20 protein-coding genes and 1 tRNA gene are annotated in these 24,560 nt (G+C 40.0%); 12 read left to right on the top strand and 9 right to left on the bottom strand.

Annotated features, from left to right (window positions below):
* The first annotated feature begins 16 nt into the window (after window positions 1-16).
* A tRNA-Ser gene (locus tag BM015_RS06680) sits at window positions 17-103 on the top strand.
* A gap of 512 nt (window positions 104-615) precedes the next feature.
* Here the strand turns inward: BM015_RS06680 and BM015_RS06675 are convergent.
* The 4 genes from BM015_RS06675 to BM015_RS06660 form a co-directional block, all read right to left on the bottom strand.
* A complete protein-coding gene (locus BM015_RS06675; protein WP_090656424.1) occupies window positions 616-840 on the bottom strand; it encodes a recombinase zinc ribbon domain-containing protein in 225 nt (74 codons plus the stop codon).
* Window positions 841-843: 3 nt separating this feature from the next.
* The gene (locus BM015_RS22060) at window positions 844-1,086 is read right to left on the bottom strand and encodes a recombinase family protein (protein WP_090656421.1); all 243 of its coding nucleotides are present in this window, start codon (window positions 1,084-1,086) and stop codon (window positions 844-846) included.
* Between the two features lie 312 nt (window positions 1,087-1,398).
* The gene (gene pgi, locus BM015_RS06665) at window positions 1,399-3,051 is read right to left on the bottom strand and encodes a glucose-6-phosphate isomerase (protein WP_090656419.1); all 1,653 of its coding nucleotides are present in this window, start codon (window positions 3,049-3,051) and stop codon (window positions 1,399-1,401) included.
* 27 nt (window positions 3,052-3,078) lie between these two features.
* Window positions 3,079-4,098 (bottom strand): threonine aldolase family protein, encoded by a 1,020-nt coding sequence (locus BM015_RS06660; RefSeq protein WP_245751269.1) that lies wholly within the window; start codon window positions 4,096-4,098, stop codon window positions 3,079-3,081.
* Between the two features lie 251 nt (window positions 4,099-4,349).
* On the opposite strand from BM015_RS06660, the gene pfkA reads away from it, so the two are divergent.
* From pfkA to cysS, 5 genes are all read left to right on the top strand, one after another.
* A complete protein-coding gene (gene pfkA / locus BM015_RS06655) occupies window positions 4,350-5,354 on the top strand; it encodes a 6-phosphofructokinase (protein ID WP_090656413.1) in 1,005 nt (334 codons plus the stop codon).
* Between the two features lie 36 nt (window positions 5,355-5,390).
* A complete protein-coding gene (gene pyk, locus BM015_RS06650; RefSeq protein ID WP_090656410.1) occupies window positions 5,391-6,884 on the top strand; it encodes a pyruvate kinase in 1,494 nt (497 codons plus the stop codon).
* A 139-nt stretch (window positions 6,885-7,023) separates the two neighbouring features.
* The gene (locus BM015_RS06645; RefSeq protein WP_090656407.1) at window positions 7,024-8,658 is read left to right on the top strand and encodes a beta-N-acetylhexosaminidase; all 1,635 of its coding nucleotides are present in this window, start codon (window positions 7,024-7,026) and stop codon (window positions 8,656-8,658) included.
* Between the two features lie 51 nt (window positions 8,659-8,709).
* Entirely contained in the window at window positions 8,710-10,608 is a 1,899-nt protein-coding gene (gene nagB, locus BM015_RS06640) for a glucosamine-6-phosphate deaminase (protein WP_090656403.1), read from the top strand.
* A 318-nt stretch (window positions 10,609-10,926) separates the two neighbouring features.
* On the top strand, window positions 10,927-12,435 hold the full coding sequence (gene cysS / locus BM015_RS06635) for a cysteine--tRNA ligase (RefSeq protein ID WP_090656400.1): 1,509 nt from the start codon (window positions 10,927-10,929) through the stop codon (window positions 12,433-12,435).
* A 148-nt stretch (window positions 12,436-12,583) separates the two neighbouring features.
* Here the strand turns inward: cysS and BM015_RS06630 are convergent, their stop codons facing one another.
* Entirely contained in the window at window positions 12,584-12,805 is a 222-nt protein-coding gene (locus BM015_RS06630; RefSeq protein WP_090656397.1) for a hypothetical protein, read from the bottom strand.
* A gap of 154 nt (window positions 12,806-12,959) precedes the next feature.
* Here BM015_RS06630 and BM015_RS06625 point away from each other — a divergent pair, with 154 nt between their 5' ends.
* Window positions 12,960-14,471, top strand: coding sequence for a glycerol-3-phosphate dehydrogenase/oxidase (locus BM015_RS06625; protein WP_090656394.1), 1,512 nt, complete (start codon window positions 12,960-12,962; stop codon window positions 14,469-14,471).
* Window positions 14,472-14,598: 127 nt separating this feature from the next.
* Here BM015_RS06625 and BM015_RS06620 read toward each other — a convergent pair whose 3' ends face one another.
* Window positions 14,599-15,471, bottom strand: a complete 873-nt coding sequence (locus tag BM015_RS06620) for a cell division protein FtsX (protein ID WP_090656391.1) — start codon at window positions 15,469-15,471, stop codon at window positions 14,599-14,601.
* A gap of 221 nt (window positions 15,472-15,692) precedes the next feature.
* On the opposite strand from BM015_RS06620, the gene fbp reads away from it, so the two are divergent.
* Together fbp and BM015_RS06610 are read left to right on the top strand one after the other, a co-directional pair.
* The gene (fbp, locus tag BM015_RS06615) at window positions 15,693-16,715 is read left to right on the top strand and encodes a class 1 fructose-bisphosphatase (RefSeq protein ID WP_090656388.1); all 1,023 of its coding nucleotides are present in this window, start codon (window positions 15,693-15,695) and stop codon (window positions 16,713-16,715) included.
* Window positions 16,716-16,726: 11 nt separating this feature from the next.
* Window positions 16,727-17,746 carry a zinc-binding alcohol dehydrogenase family protein gene (locus BM015_RS06610; RefSeq protein ID WP_090656385.1) on the top strand — a complete coding sequence of 340 codons (1,020 nt, stop codon included), beginning with the start codon at window positions 16,727-16,729 and terminating at the stop codon, window positions 17,744-17,746.
* 324 nt (window positions 17,747-18,070) lie between these two features.
* Here BM015_RS06610 and BM015_RS06605 read toward each other — a convergent pair whose 3' ends face one another.
* The 3 genes from BM015_RS06605 to BM015_RS06595 all read right to left on the bottom strand — a co-directional run bounded on the left by BM015_RS06605 (window position 18,071) and on the right by BM015_RS06595 (window position 21,702).
* Window positions 18,071-18,991 (bottom strand): alpha/beta fold hydrolase, encoded by a 921-nt coding sequence (locus BM015_RS06605; protein ID WP_090656381.1) that lies wholly within the window; start codon window positions 18,989-18,991, stop codon window positions 18,071-18,073.
* 257 nt (window positions 18,992-19,248) lie between these two features.
* Entirely contained in the window at window positions 19,249-19,758 is a 510-nt protein-coding gene (locus BM015_RS06600; RefSeq protein WP_143075771.1) for a hypothetical protein, read from the bottom strand.
* Between the two features lie 666 nt (window positions 19,759-20,424).
* A complete protein-coding gene (locus BM015_RS06595) occupies window positions 20,425-21,702 on the bottom strand; it encodes an NAD(P)/FAD-dependent oxidoreductase (RefSeq protein ID WP_090656375.1) in 1,278 nt (425 codons plus the stop codon).
* A gap of 148 nt (window positions 21,703-21,850) precedes the next feature.
* Between BM015_RS06595 and BM015_RS06590 the strand changes: the two genes are divergently transcribed.
* From BM015_RS06590 to BM015_RS06580, 3 genes are all read left to right on the top strand, one after another.
* On the top strand, window positions 21,851-22,906 hold the full coding sequence (locus tag BM015_RS06590; protein WP_090656372.1) for a glycosylasparaginase: 1,056 nt from the start codon (window positions 21,851-21,853) through the stop codon (window positions 22,904-22,906).
* 86 nt (window positions 22,907-22,992) lie between these two features.
* Window positions 22,993-23,520, top strand: a complete 528-nt coding sequence (locus tag BM015_RS06585; protein ID WP_090656368.1) for a hypothetical protein — start codon at window positions 22,993-22,995, stop codon at window positions 23,518-23,520.
* 116 nt (window positions 23,521-23,636) lie between these two features.
* Complete coding sequence (locus BM015_RS06580; protein WP_090657077.1) at window positions 23,637-24,512, top strand: pirin family protein; 876 nt, start codon at window positions 23,637-23,639, stop codon at window positions 24,510-24,512.
* Window positions 24,513-24,560 lie beyond the last annotated feature (48 nt).

The raw sequence follows: 24,560 nt of genomic DNA, 5'->3' as shown, positions 1-24,560 counted from the left end.
TTTGCCGCCCGAAATAGGAGAGGTGTCCGAGTGGTTGAAGGAGCACGCCTGGAAAGTGTGTATACTCGAAAGGGTATCGCGGGTTCGAATCCCGCTCTCTCCGCTGAGAGGGACTTCTTTAAGAAGCCCCTCTTTTTTTTCGTATATTAAATAACCTTCCTCCTTCATTTGCAATGCATTATGGGTAAACAGCCTAAGCATTGTAGGTGTTCGATAGATGCTATCCTGATAATATAAATTGTTGTCGAACACCATGTTTATAAATTCTCGCTTCTGCAAGGTATCTGACCGTGTATATACATATCTCATGTCTGATAGCAGGGTAAGATTTTTCTCCAATATTTCAAATGCCTTTGCAGTATTCTCACCAAGCCGTTCTATTGAACCTTTTAGACTCAGGATAGTATGGTTATAGGTAGAATACCACCTGTCATAAGTATCTCTGGATATCTCATTCTTGATCCATTTTTCTTCCACAGAATAAAGCTTTTCCTGAACATCATCTAACTGTCTCCTTTTTTCGTTAACCTTTTGCCGGTTGTTTTTCCATTTCAATTTCGATAGATAGCCTACAGCCATTTCTGATTTCAAGTACTTTGGTTTCCGGCAGGCTCATTAATTCACAAGCTCCAGGAATTGGTTATGAGCTTTAATCGCGCTGATATTATTGTGCTTTGAATGCCTGCATTTATAATAATAAAAATACTTGCCTGATTTTCCACGGGAAGACGCGCCGGAAAGCGGATTACCGCAGTGGCATTTTAATACACCCCTTAAAGGAATTTCATCATCAATGATCGTTTTTGTTTTTGCCGGCTTCTTCATTTTACTTTGTACCATTTGTCATGTAGTTATATCAACTATTGGCTCATGATTAGCCGGGAACAACCCACCGGGATAATTCTTATAGGCATCTACTTTTAATAAGGCTGTATAAACAGGATTTGAAAGCACTCTCTCGATCGCCATATTTCCTTTTCTATTGAATCCAAGCCCACAAGCCATCTCTTTGATTTTGTAAAGAGGCGTGCTTCGTAAATATGCATCATAAATAAACCTGACAATTTTTGCTTCTGCTTCCTCCACGACTAAGTGCCGTTCTTTGCTTTCACCTTATTTCTTATATCCGAACGGTGGATTCTTATAAACAAACCTGCCTTCTTTTGCTTTTGCTGTATAAAAATCCGCTGCGGCAGGAATCAGCTCCAGGATTGCAGGCACAGCTACTCCATCAGGCCGGGTATGCCGACAGCTTTGTTGCTTTTTTATTTACACCTCTTAAAACAACAACATGCTTAACGTCATTTAGACAGAATTTTAATCTTGGCCTCCCATTGAGGTGAGAGATTGTAAACAAGTCTTTTTTGAGAGTAAGCGTTTATTACTCATCACCCATTCTCATTTCATCGCCTTCCAGGCATTGATTAAGCCATTGGTAGATGAATCATGCGAAGTGATCTTATTATTGTTTTCCAGCTCTGGCAACACTTTTGAGGCAAGCTGCTTGCCTAATTCAACACCCCACTGATCGAAGCTGAAAATATTCCAGATAATACCCTGAACAAAAATCTTATGCTCATATAAAGCAATAAGGTTGCCCAAAGTTTTAGGCGTAATTTCTTTTATTAAAAATGAATTCGTGGGTTTATTGCCCTTAAATACTTTAAATGGAACAAGCCTTTTTATTTCTTCCGGCGATTTGTTTTCTTTCTTTAATTCTTCCCGCACTTCCGCTTCGTCTTTCCCCTTCATTAAAGCTTCTGTTTGCGCAAAGAAATTACTTAACAGTTTTAAATGGTGATCGCCAATCGGATTGTGTGAAACAGCGGGCGCAATAAAATCGCATGGTATTAACAGCGTTCCCTGGTGTATAAGCTGGTAAAAAGCATGTTGGCCGTTAGTGCCCGGCTCGCCCCAAATTACAGGGCCCGTAGCATAATTGGTTTCGCTGCCATTGCGGTTTACATATTTGCCGTTGCTTTCCATATTGCCTTGCTGAAAGTAAGCGGCAAAGCGATGCATATATTGATCGTAAGGCAGAATGGCTTCTGTTTGGGCTTTGAAAAAATTGGTGTACCATATACCAATTAACGCCATCAATATTGGTATATTTTTATCGAAGGCAGTTGTTTTAAAATGCACATCAGTTTCATAACCGCCTTTTAAAAGTTCTTCAAAATTATTATAGCCAATGGTTAATGCAATTGATAAACCGATAGCGCTCCATAAAGAGTATCTTCCGCCTACCCAATCCCAGAACTCAAACATATTGACTGTATCAATGCCAAATTTTTTTACCTCTTTTTCATTGGTGCTTAAGGCTGCAAAATGTTTTGCTACATGCTGTTCATCTTTCGCCGATTGTAAAAACCATTCACGCGCCGTGTGCGCATTCGTCATGGTTTCCTGCGTGGTGAATGTTTTTGAGGCAATTAAAAACAGCGTTTCATCCGGCGTAATTTTTTTAAGTGTTTCAGCTATATGCGTGCCATCAATATTACTTACAAAATAGGGTTGAATACCTTCAACCCAATAAGGCTTTAATGCTTCCGTAACCATTACAGGGCCAAGGTCGCTGCCGCCAATCCCAATGTTTACTATGTATTTTATCTTCTTGCCAGAATAACCTTTCCATTCCCCGCTGTGTATCTTTTCACAAAATGCTTTCATCTGTTGCTGCACACGCTGCACATCGGGCATTACATCTTTGCCATCACTTAAAACAGGTTCGCCGCTAAAATTCCTTAATGCTGTATGCAGCACAGAGCGGTTCTCGGTTTCATTTATCTTATCGCCATTAAACATCTCTGTAATGGCTTCCTTTACTTTACAATCATCTGCAAGCTGCAGCAATAATTGTAAGGTTTTTTGTACGATTATATTTTTAGAATAGTCGAATAAAATATCTCCAAATTTTATTGAGAATTTATTAAAGCGGTCTTCATCTTCAGCAAAAAGGCGTTTCATGGTTATGTGACGCATTTCTTCACTCTGATGCTTGGTGAGTAACAGCCATGCCTGTGTATTGGCCGGATTTATTTTCGGTAACATTTCGTGTTAGTTTAATTTATCATTTAATTACAAATGGTTGATTACTTCAACCGTTTCATCAATCATTGCTGAATTTATATCCAAGTGTGTAACCATTCTTACATGCATTTTTGAAATTGCAATAACAAGTATATTATTTTTTTTAAAATGCGCCGATAACGTTTCTGCAGTAAACCTGCCCTTCACTTCAAAAATTACGATGTTGGTTTCTACGGGAAATATTTTGCCAACAAAATCTTTTTGCTGCAAAGCTGCTGCTAATTTTTGTGCATGCTCATGATCATCTTTTAACCTTTCAATATTATTATCCAATGCATAAATACATGCTGCAGCCAGATAGCCGGCCTGCCGCATGCCGCCGCCAAATACTTTCCTTATTCTTCTTGCTTTTGCAATAAAATCTTTTGTGCCAATGAGCAGGCTTCCAACCGGAGCGCCTAAGCCTTTGCTTATACAGATGGAAATACTGTCGAAAATTTCTCCATAATCTTTCGGCGAATTTCCTGTTGCAACAATTGCATTAAACAAACGGGCGCCATCTAAGTGTAACAGCAAATTATTGGCATCGCATATTTTTTTTATGGATTTAATGTCTTCGAAATTATAGCAGCTTCCACCGCCACGGTTAGCGGTATTTTCAAGCGAGACAAGTTTTGAATAAGCTTTATGCAAATCGTTCCTGTTGTTAATGCAGGCTTCCACCTGGTCTGCTGTTATCCTGCCGTAATTGCCATCAATTAAATTAACAGAGCAGCCAGAATTAAATGCAATGCCGCCGCCTTCGTATTGATAAATATGTGAAAGCCTGTCGCAAATAATTTCATCGCCGGGCTGCGTGTGGCATTTAATGGCAATTTGATTGGTCATGGTGCCGCTGAGACAAAAAACTGCAGCTTCCATTCCAAACAACGTGGCTATTTTTAATTCAAGTTCATTTACGGTTGGATCTTCTCTAAAAACATCGTCGCCAACTTTTGCATGCATCATTGCATTGAGCATTCCTGGTGTTGGTTTGGTTACGGTATCGCTTCTTAAATCTATCATCATCAGCGAAGATAATGGCAATGCATTTTATTTGAAGCATATTTGATATGCAGCACAAGATTGAATAATTATAAATTTTATAAATTATTGCTAAAACATTTGCTGAAAACAGTAATCAAAATATGCAATTGACAATTTATCCCATTTTAAGTGAAGCGGAAAATAAACATCTGTAAAAAACGCTTACTTTTGGCGCTTTGAGCAAGAGAATTAGACTACGAAAAATTTTTAATTAGAACAAACTGATTGCATTAATGTCAACGAAAGTTAACAAAATAGGCGTTTTAACATCAGGTGGGGATTCTCCGGGTATGAATGCAGCCATCAGGGCTGTTGTACGAACAGGAATTTATTACGGGCTTGAAGTTTTTGGCATCATGCGCGGATATAGCGGTATTATAGAAGATGATATGTTTCAAATGTCTTCACGCTCGGTCGCCAATATTATACAACGTGGCGGTACAATTTTGAAAACAGCTCGTTGCAAAGAGTTTTATAATGAAGAAGGCCGTAAAAAGGCCTTTGCTAATTTACAAAAAAGAGGTATTAACGGTTTAGTGGTAATAGGCGGCGACGGCAGCTTTACGGGCGCTTATAAACTAAGCAAAGAATTTGGCATTCCCTGTATCGGGATACCCGGTACCATTGATAAAGATTTATATGGCACTGACTTTACATTAGGTTTTGATACGGCAGCCAATACTGCCGTTCAGTCTATTGATAAAATACGTGATACGGCAGACTCTCACGACCGGCTTTTTATTGTGGAGGTAATGGGCCGTCATGCAGGTTATATTGCTTTGCATAGCGGCATTGCTACCGGCGCTGAGCACATATTAATGCCGGAAGTAAATACTACAATTGAAGAAATAATTTCATCCCTGTCTGAACAGGAAAAAAGAAAAAAGCTTGTTAACCTCGTTATTGTTGCTGAAGGTTATATGCCCGATCCTTCCAATCCTAAAATAAAAGGTGCAAACGAAGTAGCGCGTCTTTTGGAAGAAAGATTAAAGGGCCTTGAAATAAGGGTAACAATATTAGGGCATATTCAAAGAGGCGGCCCTCCTTCATGTATTGACAGGCTGATTGCGAGCCGCATGGGTTACCACGCTGTAGAGAGCCTGCTGGAAGGCAGGTACAATGTTATGGTTGGTATTTTGAATAATAATATGCATTACACTCCACTTGAGATTGCTATTCGCGAAAAGCAGAAAATGGGCGAGGACTGGCTTGATATTGTAAAGATACTGGCAAGCTGATTTTGCTATATGAACATAAACCACTGAAATTTTTATATGTCAGATAACATAACAAAATACCTGCATAAAGAAATGGATCGCCAGGCAGGTATAGAGCATACTTTTCACCGCACTAAAATAGTGGCAACAATAGGCCCTGCCTGCGATACATACGAGAAAATGCTTGAGCTTGCAAAAGCGGGCGTTAACGTTTTCCGTTTAAATTTTTCGCATGGCACGCAGGAAGATAAGGCAAGAATTCTCGGCCTTATTGAAAGAATGAATGAAGAAGAACCTTTTAATATATCATCCCTCGCCGATTTACAGGGACCTAAATTAAGGGTGGGTGAAATTCAAAATGGTTTACTTGAAATTAATAACGGAGATATTTTAACCTTTACTTCCAAAGAGAAAGTAATTGGCACTAAAGAAAAAATTTATGTATCCTATCCTAATCTCCATGAAGATGTAAAGGTGGGCGACAAAATTTTAATTGATGACGGTAAACTGGAAGTGGTTGTAATTGAAATTACACCTGAGGGTGATGTAAAAGTTGCCGTTAGCTATGGCGGTATTCTAATGCCCAAGAAAGGCGTAAACCTTCCCGATACTGATATTTCGTTGCCGGCTTTAACGGAAAAAGACATTTCCGACCTTGAATTTATATTACAACATAATGTTGACTGGATTGCACTTTCTTTTGTGCGCAAGGCAGAAGATATTATTGATTTGAAGAAGAGGATTGCAGAGAAAAACTCGAGCAGCAAGGTAATTGCAAAAATCGAAATGCCTTCGGCTTTAAAAGACCTGCGTAATATTATTCTTGAATCCGATGCTGTAATGGTGGCACGTGGTGATCTTGGCGTTGAGCTGCCGGTTGAAAAAGTACCGATGGCGCAGCGGGATATTATCCGTAAATGCATTCATCGTGGCAAGCCTGTAATTGTGGCCACACAGATGATGGAAAGCATGATTGACCGGATTAAGCCAAACAGGAGCGAGATTACCGATGTGGCCAATGCGGTGCTTGAAGGCGCAGACGCCGTAATGCTTAGCGCTGAAACCGCAACCGGAAAACACCCTGCACTCGTAGTGGAAACTATGCGCCGCATTATTCTTGAAGTTGAAAAAACGGAATACCGTTATAACAGGGAAGAAGATTTGAAACCATTATCGCATTCGCCCACTTTTTTAAGCGATGCTATTTGCTACAATGCCTGTAAAATAGCGAAAGACGCTAATGCCGATGCTTTGATTGGTATGACACAAAGCGGCTACACGGCATTTACATTAAGCAGCTACCGGCCTAAAAGCCCTCTATATATTTTTACCAAAGTAAAAAGCCTCGTTAACCAGTTGAGCTTAAGCTGGGGCGTACGCGCTTTTTATTATGATGAAGAAATAAGCCTTGACGATATTATTTTCGACCAGATAAATATTTTAAGAGAAAGAGGCTTTATAAAAACAGATGATGTGGTCATTAATACCGGCAGCACACCGGTTAACCTGCATCTGCCGACGAATGTTTTAAAGATTACAAAAGTTGAATAAAAGAAGCCCCCGCATTGCCGGGGGATTTTTTTATTTTTAATATTATGCATACGATTGCTTTACGCTCATTTGCAAACATTTCTTTTCTTTACGTTGCTTTAGTTACCAGCTTTTTTTTACTATTAAATTGACTAACATAATGAGTAAATTCCTGAGCTTAGTTTTCTCTTTTTTAATGATTGCCTCTCTTGCCCAATCACAAACATTAAACATTATTCCGGCGCCTGTAAAAGCCGAAGCAAAACAGGGTACATTTTCAATTACGCCTAAAACAAGCATTGTTGTAACATCGGCAACAGAAAATAAAAGTGTTGCTTTTTTAAATGATTATCTGCAGAAATTTTATGGGTTTAAATTAAATGTTTCAAAAAAGAAAACAACGAATGCGATTGAACTAATACTTGCTCCTGGTAAAAAAAGTGCCATCCCGGGCGGATATAGTATAGATATAAGCGGCAATGCCATTGCTATTAGCAGCGGTAATGAAGAGGGAATTTTTTACGGCATCCAAACATTAATACAGTTATTGCCTCCTGAAAAATCAAATAACCTTACTGTTCAGCAATGCAGCATTCAAGATGCGCCGCGTTTTGCTTACCGCGGTATGATGCTGGATTGCGGCAGGCATTTTTTCTCTGTAGATTTTGTAAAGCAGTTCATAGATTTTCTTGCTTTGCATAAGCTTAATACATTTCACTGGCATTTAACGGAAGACCAGGGCTGGCGCATCGAAATAAAAAAATATCCGAAACTTACCGAAGTTGGAGCATATAGAAATGGGACCATCATTGGCCATCATCCCGGTACCGGTAATGATAATACAAGATATGGCGGTTTTTATACACAAGACCAGGTAAAGGATATTGTAAAATATGCGGCAGACAGGTATATTACTGTCATTCCCGAAATTGAAATGCCGGGCCATGCATCTGCTGCTATTGCTGCTTACCCGCAATTAAGCTGCTTTCCCAACGAAAACACACCCATTGCAAAACGCGTAAAATGGAGTGGCGATTCAACCGGTAAACATGTGCAGCAAAGCTGGGGCGTTTATCCTGATGTGTTTGCCCCAACAGATTATACGTTTAAATTCCTGGAAGATGTGCTGGATGAAGTGATGGCTTTATTCCCTTCAAAATATATTCACATAGGCGGTGATGAATGCCCTAAAGATTATTGGAAACGTTCTGAGTTCTGCCAAAATCTTATTAAAGAAAAAGGATTGAAAGATGAACATGGTTTGCAGAGTTATTTCATCAGCACCATAGAAAAATATTTAAACAGCAAAGGCCGCCAGATTATTGGCTGGGATGAAATTCTTGAAGGCGGTCTTGCGCCTAATGCAACAGTAATGAGCTGGCGCGGCGAAGCCGGTGGCATTGAAGCAGCTAAACAACATCATAGTGTGATTATGACGCCAACCACTTATTTCTATTTTGACTATGCGCAGTCAAAGCATGAAGACAGCCTTGTTATCGGCGGTTACCTTCCGCTTGAAACGGTATATAACTACGAGCCTTTTACACCAAAGCTTACAACAGATGAACAACAATATATTCAGGGCGTTCAGGCAAATGTTTGGACAGAGTATATGGATAATGGTAAAAAGGTTGAATACATGGTTTTCCCACGTATGGAAGCTTTAAGTGAAATTGCATGGAGCAGTAAGGATAAAAAGAACTGGCCGGATTTTCAGCAGCGTCTTCAAAAGCAGTTTAAACGCTATGATTTTTGGAATGTTAGCTATAATACAAAAGGCATAAATAAGGAATAAATCAGGGCTGTTTAAAACACTTAATAAAATATAAACTATAATCATACAATCATGGTAGATTCTTTTGAAAAAATTCCGGTTGAAATTTTTCCAACATCCACCGAAGGCTCGCACTATGCAGCCGGTGAAATTGCAAAGCTTATCAGGCAAAAACAAGAAGAGAACAAGCCTTGTGTTTTAGGGCTTGCCACCGGCTCCACGCCCATCAGCATGTACAAAGAGCTTGTACGCATGCATAAAGAAGAAGGCCTGAGCTTTAAGAATGTTATCACCTTCAATCTTGATGAATATTTTCCTATTACAAAAACAGCTTTTCAAAGTTACTGGAGCTTTATGCACAGGCATTTATTCGATCACATTGATATCAAGCCGGAAAATATTCATATACCTAACGGGGATTTATCAAAAGAAGAAGCTAAAAAACATTGCATAGAATATGAGCAAATGATTGATGATGCCGGCGGTATTGACCTGCAGGTTTTAGGCATAGGCAATAACGGCCACATTGGCTTTAATGAACCGGGCTCGAGCATATTTTCAAAAACGCATATTACCAATCTTGATAACAGCACACGTGTTGCCAATGCAAGGGAATTTCAGAATATATCCAAAGTGCCGCGGCTTGCGCTCACAATGGGCATAAGCACCATAATGAAAGCCAAAAGGGTTTTGCTGATGGCATGGGGTTTTAAAGCGCCTATTATTGCAAAAGCAATGGAAGGAAATGTAACAGAGCAGGTGCCTGCCAGTATTTTACAGCAGCATAACAATTGCACCTTTATTCTGGATGAACAGGCTGCATCGGAACTGGCGCGTTTTAAATCGCCGTGGCTTACAGGCGAAATTGAATGGACGCCGAAAATAATAAAACGCGCTGTTGTAAACCTTGCGCTGAAATTAAATAAGCCTGTTTTAAGCTTAACCACGCTCGATTACAATGAAAATGGTTTGGGCGATTTATTAGTGGAAAAAGGGGATGCTTATGAAATAAACCTGCAGGTTTATTACCTGCTGCGCGACAGCATTACCGGCTGGCCCGGCGGTAAACCTAATGTGGATTTACCAACGCATCCTGAACGGAGTGACCCTTACCCAAAACGTGTAATCATTTTTTCGCCGCATCCAGACGATGATATTATAAGCATGGGCGGTACATTCATGCGTTTGCACGACCAGGGGCATGATGTACATGTTGCGTATCAAACCAGCGGCAACATTGCTGTTACAGATGAATTTGTAACCCGCTTTTTAGATTTCGCTGTTGGCTTCCAGGACCTTTTTGATATGGATAATAAAAAGAGCACGAAGATTTTGGAAGATGCACAACATTATCTTGCCTCTAAAAAATCTGGCGGTGTTGATACGCCTGAAATACGCGCTATAAAAGGATTGATAAGACGTTGCGAAGCAAAAGCCACCTGTAAATATGTTGGTTTAACAGAAGGCCACTGGCATTTTCAAAACCTGCCTTTTTATGAAACAGGCACCATAGAAAAAAAGCCGATGGGTGAAGAAGATATAAAGCTTACCATGCAGCTACTGCGTGAAATAAAACCGCACCAGGTTTATGCCGCCGGCGATTTGGCCGACCCGCATGGCACACATAAAGTTTGTCTTGATATAGTATTTGAAAGTTTAAGAAGAATTAAAGCCGAAGGCGATGAATGGATAAATGATTGCTGGCTTTGGCTGTACAAAGGTGCATGGCAGGAATGGGATATTGCCGATATTGAAATGGCCATACCAATGAGCCCCGACCAGGTTGTGAAAAAACGCTTTGGTATTTTTATTCACCAGAGCCAGAAAGATGCAGTGCCTTTCCAGGGAACTGATACCCGTGAATTCTGGCAGCGCGCTGAAGACCGCAATGCCAATACGGCCAACCTGTATTCTGCATTAGGCCTTACAAAATATGCAGCAATGGAAGCATTTGTAAGATGGATGTATTAAAAGCCCGGTATGCATATAAAAGGTGCGGCTTATAATTATTGCCGCACCTTTTTTGTTATGTTTTTACGGCGGTTATGGCAGCATGTTTTTAAGTGTGTCATAAAAAGGCATAAACGTTTGTAATAAGTGGTTCTTTAAATTTATATTGCTGAATTAAAAAAATGCCTTGATTTTTGCAGCCACATGCACCAACAGGCCGGAGCCGCCATGCCATTCAATAGCCGAAGTGTTGCGACGCGAGGGACCCTGCCTGTATGATGCAGTCAGGCAGGGATGACACAAAGCAAACAGCTCGTCACCCAAAAAAATTATTATTAAATGAGCGAACTAAAAGTTTATAATTCACTTACAAGAGAAAAAGAAGTTTTCACGCCTATAACACCGGGCCATGTGGGTTTATATGTGTGCGGGCCAACGGTGAGCGGTGAAAGCCATTTGGGCCATGCAAGGCCATACGTAACATTTGATATTGTTTTTAGGTGGCTTATGCATTTGGGTTATAAAGTTCGTTATGTGCGCAACATTACCGATGCCGGCCATTTTGAAGAAGAAGGCCGGGCGGCAGAAGATAAGATATCTAAAAAAGCCGTACTGGAAAAGCTGGAACCGATGGAACTGGTGCAGAAATATACCAACCTGTACCATTGGGGCATGAAGCAATTGAATAATCTCGACCCGAGTATTGAGCCTACTGCAACCGGCCATATTATTGAACAGATAGGCATGATTGAAAAAATCATTGCTGATGGCTATGCTTACGTGGTAAATGGTTCTGTTTATTTTGATGTGGAGAAATACAATAAAGATTACAGCAAAAAAGGCGAGCCTTACGGCATATTGAGCGGCCGTGTGCTGGATGATATGATTGCCACCACCCGTGAGTTAGACAACCAGGAAGAAAAACGCAATACCAACGATTTTGCTTTATGGAAGAATGCGCCGCCTGAACACATCATGCGCTGGCATAGCCCGTGGGGCGAAGGTTTCCCCGGCTGGCATATTGAATGCTCTGCCATGAGCACAAAATACCTGGGGGGCCAGTTTGATATTCATGGCGGCGGCATGGATTTACTTTTTCCGCACCATGAATGTGAGATAGCGCAAAGCAATGTTTGCAATGGCCATATTCCTGCCCGCTACTGGATTCATAATAACATGATTACCATTAACGGTAGAAAAATGGGTAAGAGCTATAACAATGTTATTACGCTTACGCAATTATTCAGCGGCGATAATCCTGTTTTGCAACAGGCCTATCATCCAATGGTTATACGATTTTTTATTCTGCAAACGCATTACCGTTCCACGCTCGATTTCAGTAATGAAGCCTTGCAGGCATCGGAAAAAGGTTTGAAGCGTTTATGGGAGGCGTATGATAATCTTAAGAAGCTTTCGCCTTCAGGCGGAAATGCCGCTACTAATGGCGAAATTGATGAACGCTGCATTAAGCTGCTGGGTGAAATGGATGATTTTATGAATGATGATTTCAGCACTGCTAAAGTATTGGCGAATATGTTTGAACTGGTGCCGGTGATTAATGGTTTGAAAGATAAACATATTGCTGCCGACGCCATCAGCGCATCAACCATTCAATTGCTGCAGGAAAAAATGAAATTATACATTGAAGATATTCTTGGTTTAAATGTGCAGGTTGGTTCAGATAATAATAAATTAGATGGCCTTATTCATGTACTAATCAATATGCGCAAAGATGCAAGGGCTAAAAAAGATTATGCCACCAGCGACAGGATACGCAATGAACTGCTTACACTCGGCATACAATTGAAAGATGAGAAAGATGGAAATATGAGTTATACAATGAACTGAAAATGTGCCTTTGCGGCGTCATTATAATTTTAAAATTTTAATCCACGCGGAAAAGCCTTATATCCATTTGCTGGCATGTTTTGAATATCTGATGAATCAGCAATAATATTTGTTGCTTCATTCCTGTTAGGATTACAAGGATAAAATTTTATAAAATAGTTTGTGCCATCGTCTTTAAGGGTAATGAGGTAATGCCGGCATAGTTTTTCCCCTTTAACTCAAAGACATATTTTGTTTTCGGGCCGCCGGCTTTCCCTCCGGGAAAAGAAGAAACATGATGGGTAATTGCGTAAGCATGGTCTTTATTCATGTATATAATATCAAGCAAACGATCTGCAAAAGGATATATCATTGCAAGAAGAATAATCATAAGTACAATATAAACTCCCTTGTTTTTTTGCACTATTGTTTTAGTTAATAGGTTTAATACAATAACCTGGTTAAATTAGTTAACGCTCAAACTACAAAAAATTTATATTGCTACTTTAATCTATTTTAATAAATAAAATATTTGAAGAACTGATATGAACAGAACATCCATGTTAGCGCAGCTTGATGAAAATAAAACATGGGATGTAGTTATTATTGGCGGTGGCGCAACGGGGCTGGGCGTTGCAGTAGATGCCGTAACCCGCGGTCTCTCAACCCTGCTTATTGAAGCCGATGATTTTGCGAAAGGCACTTCAAGCCGTTCTACCAAACTGGTGCATGGCGGCGTTCGTTACCTGGAACAGGGCAATCTTAAATTAGTGCGGGAAGCTTTGCGGGAGCGGGGCTGGCTGCTTAAAAATGCACCAAACGCTACCAAAAAACTGGGGTTTATTATTCCGGCGTTTTCGCTGGTGCAGCAAATTTATTTTGGAACCGGCCTTAAATTTTACGATGTGCTGGCAGGTAAATTAAGCCTGGGTAAAACAAAAATTTTAAAGAAGAAAACGACCATTAATTTTTTACCTGGCATCAACCAAAACAATTTGTCCGGCGGCATTGTTTATTACGATGGCCAGTTTGATGACGCAAGGCTTGCTATTTCACTCGCTAAAACAGCCGTTAAACACGGCGCCGTTTTAATTAATTATTGCGAAGCCATATCGTTATTAAAAACAGAAGTGCCCGCCGGCAAACAGCCAAAGGTTTGCGGCATTGTGGCCGAAGACGTGCTTACCAATAAAACCTTCGAAATAAAAAGCAAAACAATTATTAATGCCACCGGTGTTTTTGCAGATGATATTTTGCAGATGGATAATAAAAACGCAGAAGATATTATAACGCCGTCGCAAGGTATTCACCTGATAATTGATAAAAAATTTTTCCCGGGCAATCATGCTATGATGATACCCAAAACAGATGATAAGAGAGTTTTGTTTGCAGTGCCCTGGCATAATAAAGTTATCCTGGGCACTACTGATACGGAAGTAAAAAATATCAGCGACGACCCGTTGCCATTGCAGGAAGAGATTGATTATATTTTAAAGCATATTAACCGGTATCTCAGCACTAATATTACGTTGAACGACGTAACCAGTATGTATGCAGGTTTGCGCCCGCTTGTAAAAACAAAAGGCGTTACCAACACTTCTTTATTAAGCAGGGATCATATCATAATCGTATCGCATTCAAACCTTATTACCATAACCGGCGGCAAATGGACAACCTATAGAAAAATGGCTGAAGATGCTGTAAACAATGCAGTGTTTGTTGGCAAAATAAAGTGCGGGGAATGCATAACGCATAACCTGCCGATAGAAGACAATGCACCGGCCATTCCGGATTATGACAACAGCATTGAAAACATTTATTCCCTAAACAATATCCGGGATTTTATTGAAAATGAAATGGCTGTTTGCGTTGAAGATATACTGGCACGCAGAACGCGGTTATTATTCCTTGATGCCCGCAAAGCCATACAGGCTGCACCTTTCGTGGCAAAACAAATGGCTGCAATTTTACATAAAGATGATAGCTGGATACAAAGTGAGGTTAATAGTTTTACAAGTTTTGCAAAACAGTATTTACCGGCTGGAAAAATGAGTTGAGCACAATAAAACGAAGGCAGGAATGCGGATTTAACAGCATTAGATTAGCCATAGGTGCGCAGGTTATCTGTGCACCTGTGGCTAAAGTTTTTATTTAAATTGATGATTGCCTGAATTCTAATTTCTGCTAATATAAATCATCCAGTTTCATGCGCAGGTATTTAAGCACGCTGCGGTGTGTGCTGAACAGCGAAATACTAATGCCGATTATTATTAAACCGCCAAATAGAGTAATCATCAGGCCGGTATTATGAATAGCTTTTAACTGGGGAAACTGGCTTTCGGCCCATTGCATTAAACTGAATAAAATAATGATTGCTATAACGGCGCTGATTAAACCATTTATAATGGCGCGTATATCCATTGGCCTGGCAATAAAACTCCGGGTTGCGCCCACCATTTGCATGGTTTTAATTAAGAACCGGTTACTGAACATGGCAAGGCGTATAGTAGTATCAATACTTATTATTACTATTACGCAGAGCACCACAGTTACTACCAAAAATATTACCCCAAGTTTTGATGCGCGTTCATTCAGGTTGTTTACCAGGCCGGAAGGATATTGAAGATCGGTGATCTGGTTGCTGTATAAGCGCATAATATCGTTCGAGATTTTATCAAGGCTGTCTTTGTTTACATAAGCGGCCTTTGCATAAAAATCAATGCTTTCAGGCAAAGGGTTTACATCAAGAATTTTATTCCAGTCTTCATTATTGTCTTTATTCCATATTTCTTTCGCCTTCTCTTTATTTACGTATTCAACGTTCTTGGCATAAGGCTGGCCGGAAATATATTGCTGTATCTGCGTAATGCTGTCTTTGTTCATGGTGCGCAGGTAGGCGCTTATGCGAATGTCTTCTTTAAATGCATTGCCTGCCTGGGCAAGGTTTAAAAACATCCAGCCCATTATACCAAGTATCAACAGAACTAATGCAACGCCAACAATGCTATAAATATAATTAGGCTTGCTGCGCCTTAAAGATTTGCTTTTAACTGCCATAATGCAACATGCTTTTACAATGCCGACAAATTTATAAGATTAAGCTGCTTTTTATAAAAGAATAATTCTATTTTCAGTTAACGCTGCAAATCTTTTAATTATTATAACAAATACCTTTTATATATTTTTTTGGCCACGGGCAAAGTTTTAAACCATCTTCATCTCAATCGTTTCCGAAGAAAAATTTACAGGCAAGTATTAGTATTTATACATTCGTACTCATGAATATAAACAGGCAATATGCCACGCTGGATGAATTTACCATCAAGCAATACAGAAGCATACCAAACGCCACAGGCGAGCTCAGCGCCTTATTAAGAGATATTGGCCTTGCTGCCAAACGCATTAATGTGGAAGTAAATAAAGCCGGGCTTGTTGATATTTTAGGCGATGCAGGCTCTGTAAATGTGCAGGGCGAAGAAGTAAAGAAGCTTGATATTTTTTCCAATACCCAACTCATTGGCGTTTTAAAACACGGTATTAGCTGCGCGGGCATTGCCAGTGAAGAAATGGATGATATTGTTGTGTTTAATGATGAGATAAGCAACAACAGTAAATATGTTGTGATGTTCGACCCACTGGATGGCAGCGCCAATATTGATACCAATACTTCTATCGGTACAATCTTCGGTGTTTACCGCCGCGTTACTTCGCCCGGCACACCTTGCGGCACCAGGGATTTTCTGCAGGCCGGTTCGCGCCAGGTTGCAGCCGGTTATATTATTTATGGTTCATCTACTATTTTGGTATATGCAACGCGAAGGGGCGTTAATGGCTTTACGCTCGACCCTTCCATCGGTGAGTTTTGCTTAAGCCATCCTGATATAAAAGTGCCGGAAGATGGAAAAATTTATTCTGTGAACCATGCTAACTTTTTTTTGCTTAGCAGGGGCATGCAGGAATATATTACCAATTGCCAGCACAAAAACGAAACAAACGGCGGGCCTTATACCAACCGTTATATAGGCAGCATGGTGGCCGATGTGCACCGCACTTTAATTAAAGGCGGCATTTTTATTTATCCCGGCACCACGCAAAAGCCCGCAGGTAAATTAAGGCTGATGTATGAATGTAATCCCTGCGCATTTATTATGGAAGTGGCAGGCGGAAAATCAAGCAATGGCAGCATGCGCATACTGGATATTCAGCCGGCAAAACTGCATGAAAGAACGCCGTTTATAACAGGCAGTAAAAACATGGTGCAGGAATGCCTCGATTATTGTAACACCACACCAAAATCATAAAACTTCTTTTCGTGAAATCTCTTATTTGTGTTGAACCGGGTTCAATAAAACTTTCAGATGAAACCTTACCAACCCTGCAACCTGGTTATGCTTTATTAAAAGTAAAACGCATTGGTATTTGTGGCACCGATCTGCATGCATTTGAAGGCACACAGCCTTACTTCAAATATCCCCGCATTTTAGGACATGAAGTATCTGCTGTGATAGAAGATGTTGATCCTGCTTCCGGTTTTGAAAAAGGTGAAGCCGTTACGTTTATTCCCTATTTTAATTGCGGGCATTGCATTGCGTGCAGGAGAAATAAACCTAACTGCTGTGTAAACATTAATGTATTTGGCGTGCACATTGATGGGGGCATGCGTAATTATATTCTTGTGCCGCAGGATAAGCTGGTGAAAAGCGAAGGGCTAAGTTTTGACGAGCTGGCTTTGGTGGAACCATTAGCCATAGGCGCCCATGCCGTAAACCGCGCTGCTATTGAAACAGGGGAGTTTGCATTGGTTGTTGGAACGGGGCCGATTGGTATGGGCATTATAGAATTTGCCCGCATTGCAGGCGCTGAAGTAATTGCAATGGATATGAACGATGACAGGCTGCAGTTTTGCAGGGACCATCTCCATATAAAACATACAATTAATCCCTTGAAAGAAGATACAGTTGCAAGCCTGCAGCAAATTACCCATAACGATATGGCTACTGTTGTGTTTGATGCAACCGGTAATTTAAAAGCCATCAATAATGGTATTAATTATTTGGCACATGGCGGCAGGTATGTATTGGTGGGTTTACAGAAAGAAGATTTTCATTTTAATCATCCTGAATTTCATAAACGCGAAAGCAGTTTAATGAGCAGCCGCAATGCTTTGAGATCAGATTTTGAGAATGTTATTACTTCGCTTAAAAGCAAATTGATCAACCCTGAAACTTATATAACACACCGCATACATTTCGGAGATGTAAATAGTGAGCAATTTTCGTATTGGTTAAATCCTCAGCACAAAGTAATAAAAGCAATGATACATATTAATTGATGCAGTAATGCTACCGGAATATCATCATAGGCATCACTACATTTAGCTATTATCTACCTATTGCGCTATTAAAATTTTGAGGTATGTATTAAATAATGTTCTTGGCACGTTATGTCGAGGTAACGAGACATCTCTATACACAATTATAAATTCAAAATAAAGTCGAGATTTCTCCTGTCGTCGAAATGACGATTCGATCTTCTTCTATATAGTTCAATAACGCAACATATTATTGGGTTAGTCGTAAGTATCAATGGAGAGGTGTGATTACCAAAAGTGGGACGCCTGAATTTTGCTCATAACTAACCACTCATCACCGCTATATCATTCCTGTTCACCATCACGTATAATCAATGGTTCATTGCCCGGAAGTATATCGTAATCTTCTTCAAGAATATCATTTATATCAATTATGCCGGCTGATATAAAGGACACAATATCCCTGTTCAAAAGGTTTTTATGTGTGAAGAATAAGCCATGCGGGGCATTTGGATAAACTTTATACAGTGAGTTTTTAATTAATCTTGCAGCCATTTCACCAGCCGCTTTTACCGGCACTGTTTTATCGGCATCGCCATGAATAATCAACGCCGGAACATTGATAGCCGGCAGCTCATCCCTGAAATCAGTTTGGGAAAAAGATTCCATACAATTGAGCATGGCTTTTTGAGAAGCGGTAAAAGCAAGCGAATTCGTCCATTCCAGTATGCCTGCGCTTACCGGGTGGCTTAAGAACCCAACTCCATAAAATTGTTTGGCAAACCCGGCAAGAAAACCAGGCCGGTCTTTTCTTATTTTCTCATCAAATTCCTCGAACACCTCCAGCGGTGTTCCATCCGGGTTATCATCTGTTTGCAGCATATAAGGTACAATAGAACTAATCAAAATAATGCGGCTTACCCTTGCGCAATTATATTTACTGCAATAGCGCACCACTTCTCCGCCGCCCATTGAAAAACCTGCAAGCGTTATATTATTAACATCAAGTTCATCCAGTAAATTTTTAAGGTCTTCGGCGAGTGTATCATAGTCATAATGGTTAAGCGACTGGCCTGATTTTCCAAATCCCCGCCTGTCATAGGCAATGCAGCGGAAACCGAGCTCACGCAAAGGCGTTAACTGGTATTCCCACATTTGATGCGTTAATGGCCAGCCGCCAACAAATACGATTGTTTCTCCGGTTCCAAGGTCTTCATAAAACAACTGAAGTTCTTCATTGCCGGTTTTGCTTTTAAAATATGGCATAGGTAAATTTTTTTAGAAGGAATAAAAATAAACACAATTAAGGGCGCAATTTTATTGCCATAAATATTTAGTGCGGTAAAGGAGTAATAAATAACGAAAGCTTAAAGCAAACTTTGAATAGTGTTCCCCGCTCATAGCTTTGCTAAAGAGACATTCGAAGAAGGGAAGTTAAAAACAAAAATGTTTAAGAAACAGTCATAAATTCATTGGATAGAATTTGGATTGGAACACAGAATCTTAGTTATTGGCTGTAGCCTTTATTTGTTACGCTTATCAACATGAATTATGAACTTAAAATCTTTGTCAATTATTTGATTTTCTTGATTGATCTGATAAATGACCTGTTCTAATGTATCCATGATTTCTTCTTTTTTTATGACAAGAAATTTGCTTTGAATTGTATTATGAATACTTTCCTTGTCAAGCGTAATCAAACTATCTTTCAATAGATATTTTCCTCTTGAGTATGTTGCGCCGATACCGCCGCTATTACCAAATTTATAAGTTCCATCTTCTCGAAACTCAAACCAAGCTCCATTAAAACCTCCATCATAACCTGCTTGAAGTAAGATTGGAGATTTGTCACGAGCTGCCAAAACCGAATTTGTAACAAAAAAAGAAAGGATGAAAATAGCACCTACAACTGACGGTATAAAACTTAATTTTAAACTTGTTTGCATATATGCTTTACTGTCTCTACTAAGTGTCCATAAAAATGCAATTATAAAAATCACAACAACGAAAACTATCATTATATCATCTGTCATTAATTCTATATTGGATTGTTTGATAAGTGTTAGATTTAAGAATAGACCAACTAAAGTTACCGGAAGCAGCCTAAATATTGTCTTTATGACGTTGCTCATTTGCGTGTCGTGTGAAGGTTTACAGCTAACGTTTTGGGCTTTGCGATCGGGCGTGCAATCGAAGCACAAAAAAAGCTGGATTTATTATTAAAGTTCAATAGAAGCACAAAACTTCAAGTTTGCAGTCAGCCCGCCTGAGGCAAAACCGCTTGTTATGCCTCGTTTTTATATCTGTCAAAATATTTATTCAATGTCTCGATTAGTCTGTCCGAGCTTATGTCAAGTCCAGCAGATGCAATATTGAATGGTGCCTTAGCCCCCTAAAAGACTGGACAAAAATTGTCCTCCTTCACCGTCGCTGATTAAAGAGTTATTGCAGTAAAATTCTAACCCCACAAATTACATTTACTCACGCAGCGCCAGAAAAATCAACCGTCTTTTTTAAGAACAAACCCTATCCTAAAAAATCAGGATGCCATATAGAAAAGTTTGTGGCCTATCCTAAAAAATCGGGATAGGCACCGGCAAAAAAATTATATGGAAATTCCGCTTTTAATGGTGTTGTTCACCACGTTTCGGCAGGGTTCATCTTCCCCCTTTTCTCATCAAAAACTTCGGCAACCACAGTTATTTAATCCTGTCTTCGTCCCTGAGCGTGGTACGTATCAGTAACCTTAAATTCTGATCATAAGTAAAATATTTATACAACCAGTTTATAAATATCTGCATCCTGTTCTTCACGCCTAATATAAGCATCAGGTGAAGGCTCATCCAGATCATCCAGGCAAACCATCCGCCAAAATGCAGTTTAGGTTTGGGTATGTCAACTACGGCGAGGTTTCTTCCCACAGTGGCCATCGTGCCTTTATCGTGGTATTCAAATTCCTGCTGCAAATGTTTATTGCCATTTACCTGGTGTATTAAATTGCCGGCAAGGTTTTTTCCCTGGTTAATGGCCACATTGGCTAATTGCGGGTGCCCGTGCGGATATTTAGGTGTTTCCATATAGGCTATGTCGCCAACGGCATAAATATTTTCCGTGCCTTCCACTTTATTATGGCGGTCAACTTTTATGCGGTTGCCCCTCACAATAAGTGAAGCGTCAATTCCTGCAGGCACATTGCCTTTTACGCCGGCTGCCCATAATAAAGTTTTTGTTTTTATAGTTTCACCGTTCGATAAAATGGCCGTAGTGCCATCATAATCTTTTACAACGGTATTTGTTTTTACGGTTACGCCCAATGCTGTTAAATATTTCTGGCTTTGTTCACTGCTTTGTTCGCTCATTACGGCCAGCGTTTTAGGGCTGCCTTCAACCAGTATAATTTTCATCTCCGAAAAATCAAGTTCAGGATAATCTTTCGGTAAAATATACTTGCGCATTTCTGCAATAGCGCCACTAAGCTCAACGCCTGTGGGCCCGCCGCCAACTATTACAAAAGTCATGTATTGCTCACGTTCCTGCTTATCCGTTACAAGCAAGGCATCTTCAAAATTTTTAATTACATGGTTGCGCAGTTGCAGCGCTTCCAGTGTAGATTTCATTGGCAGCGCAGTTTTTTCCAGCTTTTCATTACCAAAGAAATTGGTGGTGGCGCCGGTGGCCAATACCAATACATCGTATTCAAATTCGCCTATATCGGTTACTATTTTATTTTCAGCCTGTTTTATTTCAAGCAATGAGGTTAAACGAAAACGTACGTTTCTTGCTTTCTGAAAAATTTTACGTAATGGAAAGGATATGTTGCTGGCATCGAGCCCGGCCGTAGCCACCTGGTAAAACAGTGGCTGAAACTGGTGGTAGTTATTCTTATCAATAATTAATACTTCTATATCTTTTTTGTTTACAAGGCTGCGGGCAAGTTTTAAACCTGCGAATCCGCTGCCAATAATAATTACACGCATAACTATATTTTAGTTTACAGGTAATGTTGATGAATAATGCGTAAACTGAAACTATGCATTATTTTTCATCAGCCTGTTTATGTCAATTTCCATGCTTGAATTTATTTTAAGACATAATGGCTTTGTATCTTTCGCACAAAACTAAATTATGATTAAAAGAAGACGCCTGCTGCAAATGGGCGCTTTGGGATTGAGCGCTTCTGTAGCGCCAAAAGTGTTTAGTGCAAACAATCATACACCTTTTATAAAAAATATCAATGGTAAAAAACCTCTGGTAATATCAACCTGGGATGCAGGTATAAGTGCCAATAAAGCAGCCTGGGAAATATTAAAAAATAAGGGGCGTGCATTGGATGCTGTGGAAGCAGGTGTTATGGTTACAGAAGGTGAGTTGCATAATTGCTGTGTGGGATTAAATGCTTATCCCGACCGCGATGGCCACGTAACATTGGATGCTTCTATAATGGACGAATATGGCAATGCCGGCAGTGTTTGTTTTTTGGAAAGAATTAAACATCCTATTTCCGTTGCAAGGCGGGTTATGGAAAAAACGCCACATGTAATGCTTGCCGGCAGTGGTGCGCAGCAATTTGCTGTAGAACAGGGCTTTCCGCTGGAACCTGATAAATTGAGTGAAGATGCACAGAAAGCTTATAAGGAATGGCTTAAAAAATCTGAATACAAACCAGTAATCAATATAGAACATACAAGAGGCGAAAATGCATTTGCAGCGCCGCCTGTGCGTTTAAGCAATGGTGCTTTTAATCATGATACAATCGGCATGATTGCCATTGATGCGCAGGGAAATGTAAGCGGCAGTTGCACCACAAGCGGTATGGCTTTTAAAATGCGTGGCCGTGTGGGCGATTCGCCTATTATTGGCGCGGGTTTATTTGTTGACAATGAAGTGGGCGCAGCCGTTTCAACAGGGCTTGGGGAAGAAGTAATAAGAACCTGCGGTACGCACATGGTTGTAGAAGCCATGCGGCATGGCGCATCGCCTGAAGATGCCTGCAGGCTTACGGTTGAAAGAATTGTAAGAAGACATACGCAGGAAGAATTGAAAAATATCCAGGTGGCATTTATAGCTATTGATAAGCAGGGCAATTATGGCGGGTATGCCATTCAGAAAGGGTTTAATTATGCGGTTTGTTATGCGGATGATTATAACAAGCTTATCGATTCAAAGTTTTTATTGCCCTAAACCTGAAAGGGAAGCAAACTGTAATATTTCTGTTGATGAAGATGAAGAGGGAATAAGGAATTAGGAATTAGTAATTTGTAATTGGGATGAACATTCGCGAAGCGTTATTAAAAGAAAAGGATTATAATAAAGAGCAGGCTTTAAAAATTACCGCGCATGCCTGTTCTTCGCCTGCATATTTTAAAGAATTAATGCAATTTTTTTTATCAGGTGAATACAGGCTTGCGCAGCGCGCCGCATGGAGTGTAAGCCGAGCGGCAACACAAAACCCTGAACTTATAAAGCCTTATATAAAAAATCTTGTTGAAATATTACAGCGTAAAAACATACATGATGCAGTTATAAGAAACAGTGTGCGCATTCTTCAGCAAGTTGAAATACCGGAAGCATTGCATGGGGAATTAATGAATAGCTGTTTTGAAATGATTGAACAGCCTTCAACACCCGTTGCTATAAAAGCGTTTTCGCTAACTGCTTTATATAACCTTTCCAAATATTACCCTGAGATTAAGAACGAATTAAAACTGATAATTGAAACCAATTTCAATAACGAAACTGCTGCTTTTAAAAGCAGGGGCAAGTTGATATTGAAGAAGCTTGATAGCAATGGTTGACAGTTGATGGATGATAGATGACAGTTAGAGAATTCACTCACCACTCACAATTCTTACCATACATCAATGCAGCAGGGCAGTAGCTCATGATAAATTTGTGCTATAAAATTTTTACTATGGCAACAAAACAAATAGAATCAGTGATCGCTCCCGGCGCTGCACACTATGTGGGCGATGGTTTCAGGGTACATAATTTTATTCCCGGAACACATGGCTTAACCATGCAAAGAATGTCTCCGTTCATCGTGCTTGATTATAATTCTAAATTTTATTTTTCTCCAACAGATAAGCCAAGAGGCGTTGGCGTGCACCCGCACCGTGGTTTTGAAACCGTTACCATTGCTTATAAAGGCAGTGTAGCGCATAGCGACAGCAGTGGTGGTGGCGGCGTGATAAAAGAAGGCGATGTGCAATGGATGACGGCGGCATCCGGCGTTTTGCATAAAGAATACCACGAAGAAAACTTCAGTAAAAAAGGCGGTGATTTTCAGATGGTGCAATTGTGGGTAAATCTTCCTGCGAAAGATAAAATGAGCAGGCCTAAATACCAGGCGCTTTCAAATGAAAATATCAATCGTTATCATCTTGAAAATAATGGCGGCGAAATAGAAGTAATGGCCGGTATTTATAAAGATGTAAAAGGTTCTGCCAGCACTTTTACACCGGTTAATCTGCTGAATGCTAAAATAAAAAAAGGTTTTTCCGCAGACTTTAATTTTCCAGCAAACTATAACACTTCGCTGCTGGTAATTGAAGGCAGCGTTATTGTAAACGACACGGAAAAAATAGCGTTGGATAATTTTGTATTGTTTAAAAATGATGGCGAAACATTTACGGTTAAGGCCGCTGAAGATGCAGTGGTTTTAATCTTAAGCGGTGAACCCATTAACGAACCAATAGCTGCACACGGGCCGTTTGTAATGAATACAAAGGAAGAAATTATGCAGGCTTTTGATGATTATAATAAAGGCAGGTTTGGTTACCTGGCATAATAGGATCAGGTTGAGTTAAACTGCCAGGTTTAATCATACAAAAAAATC

This window comes from Parafilimonas terrae, from assembly GCF_900115755.1.
Classification (GTDB): domain Bacteria; phylum Bacteroidota; class Bacteroidia; order Chitinophagales; family Chitinophagaceae; genus Parafilimonas; species Parafilimonas terrae.
Note: the sequence above shows the minus strand (reverse complement) of the source record. Positions and strands in the feature narration are given on the sequence as shown.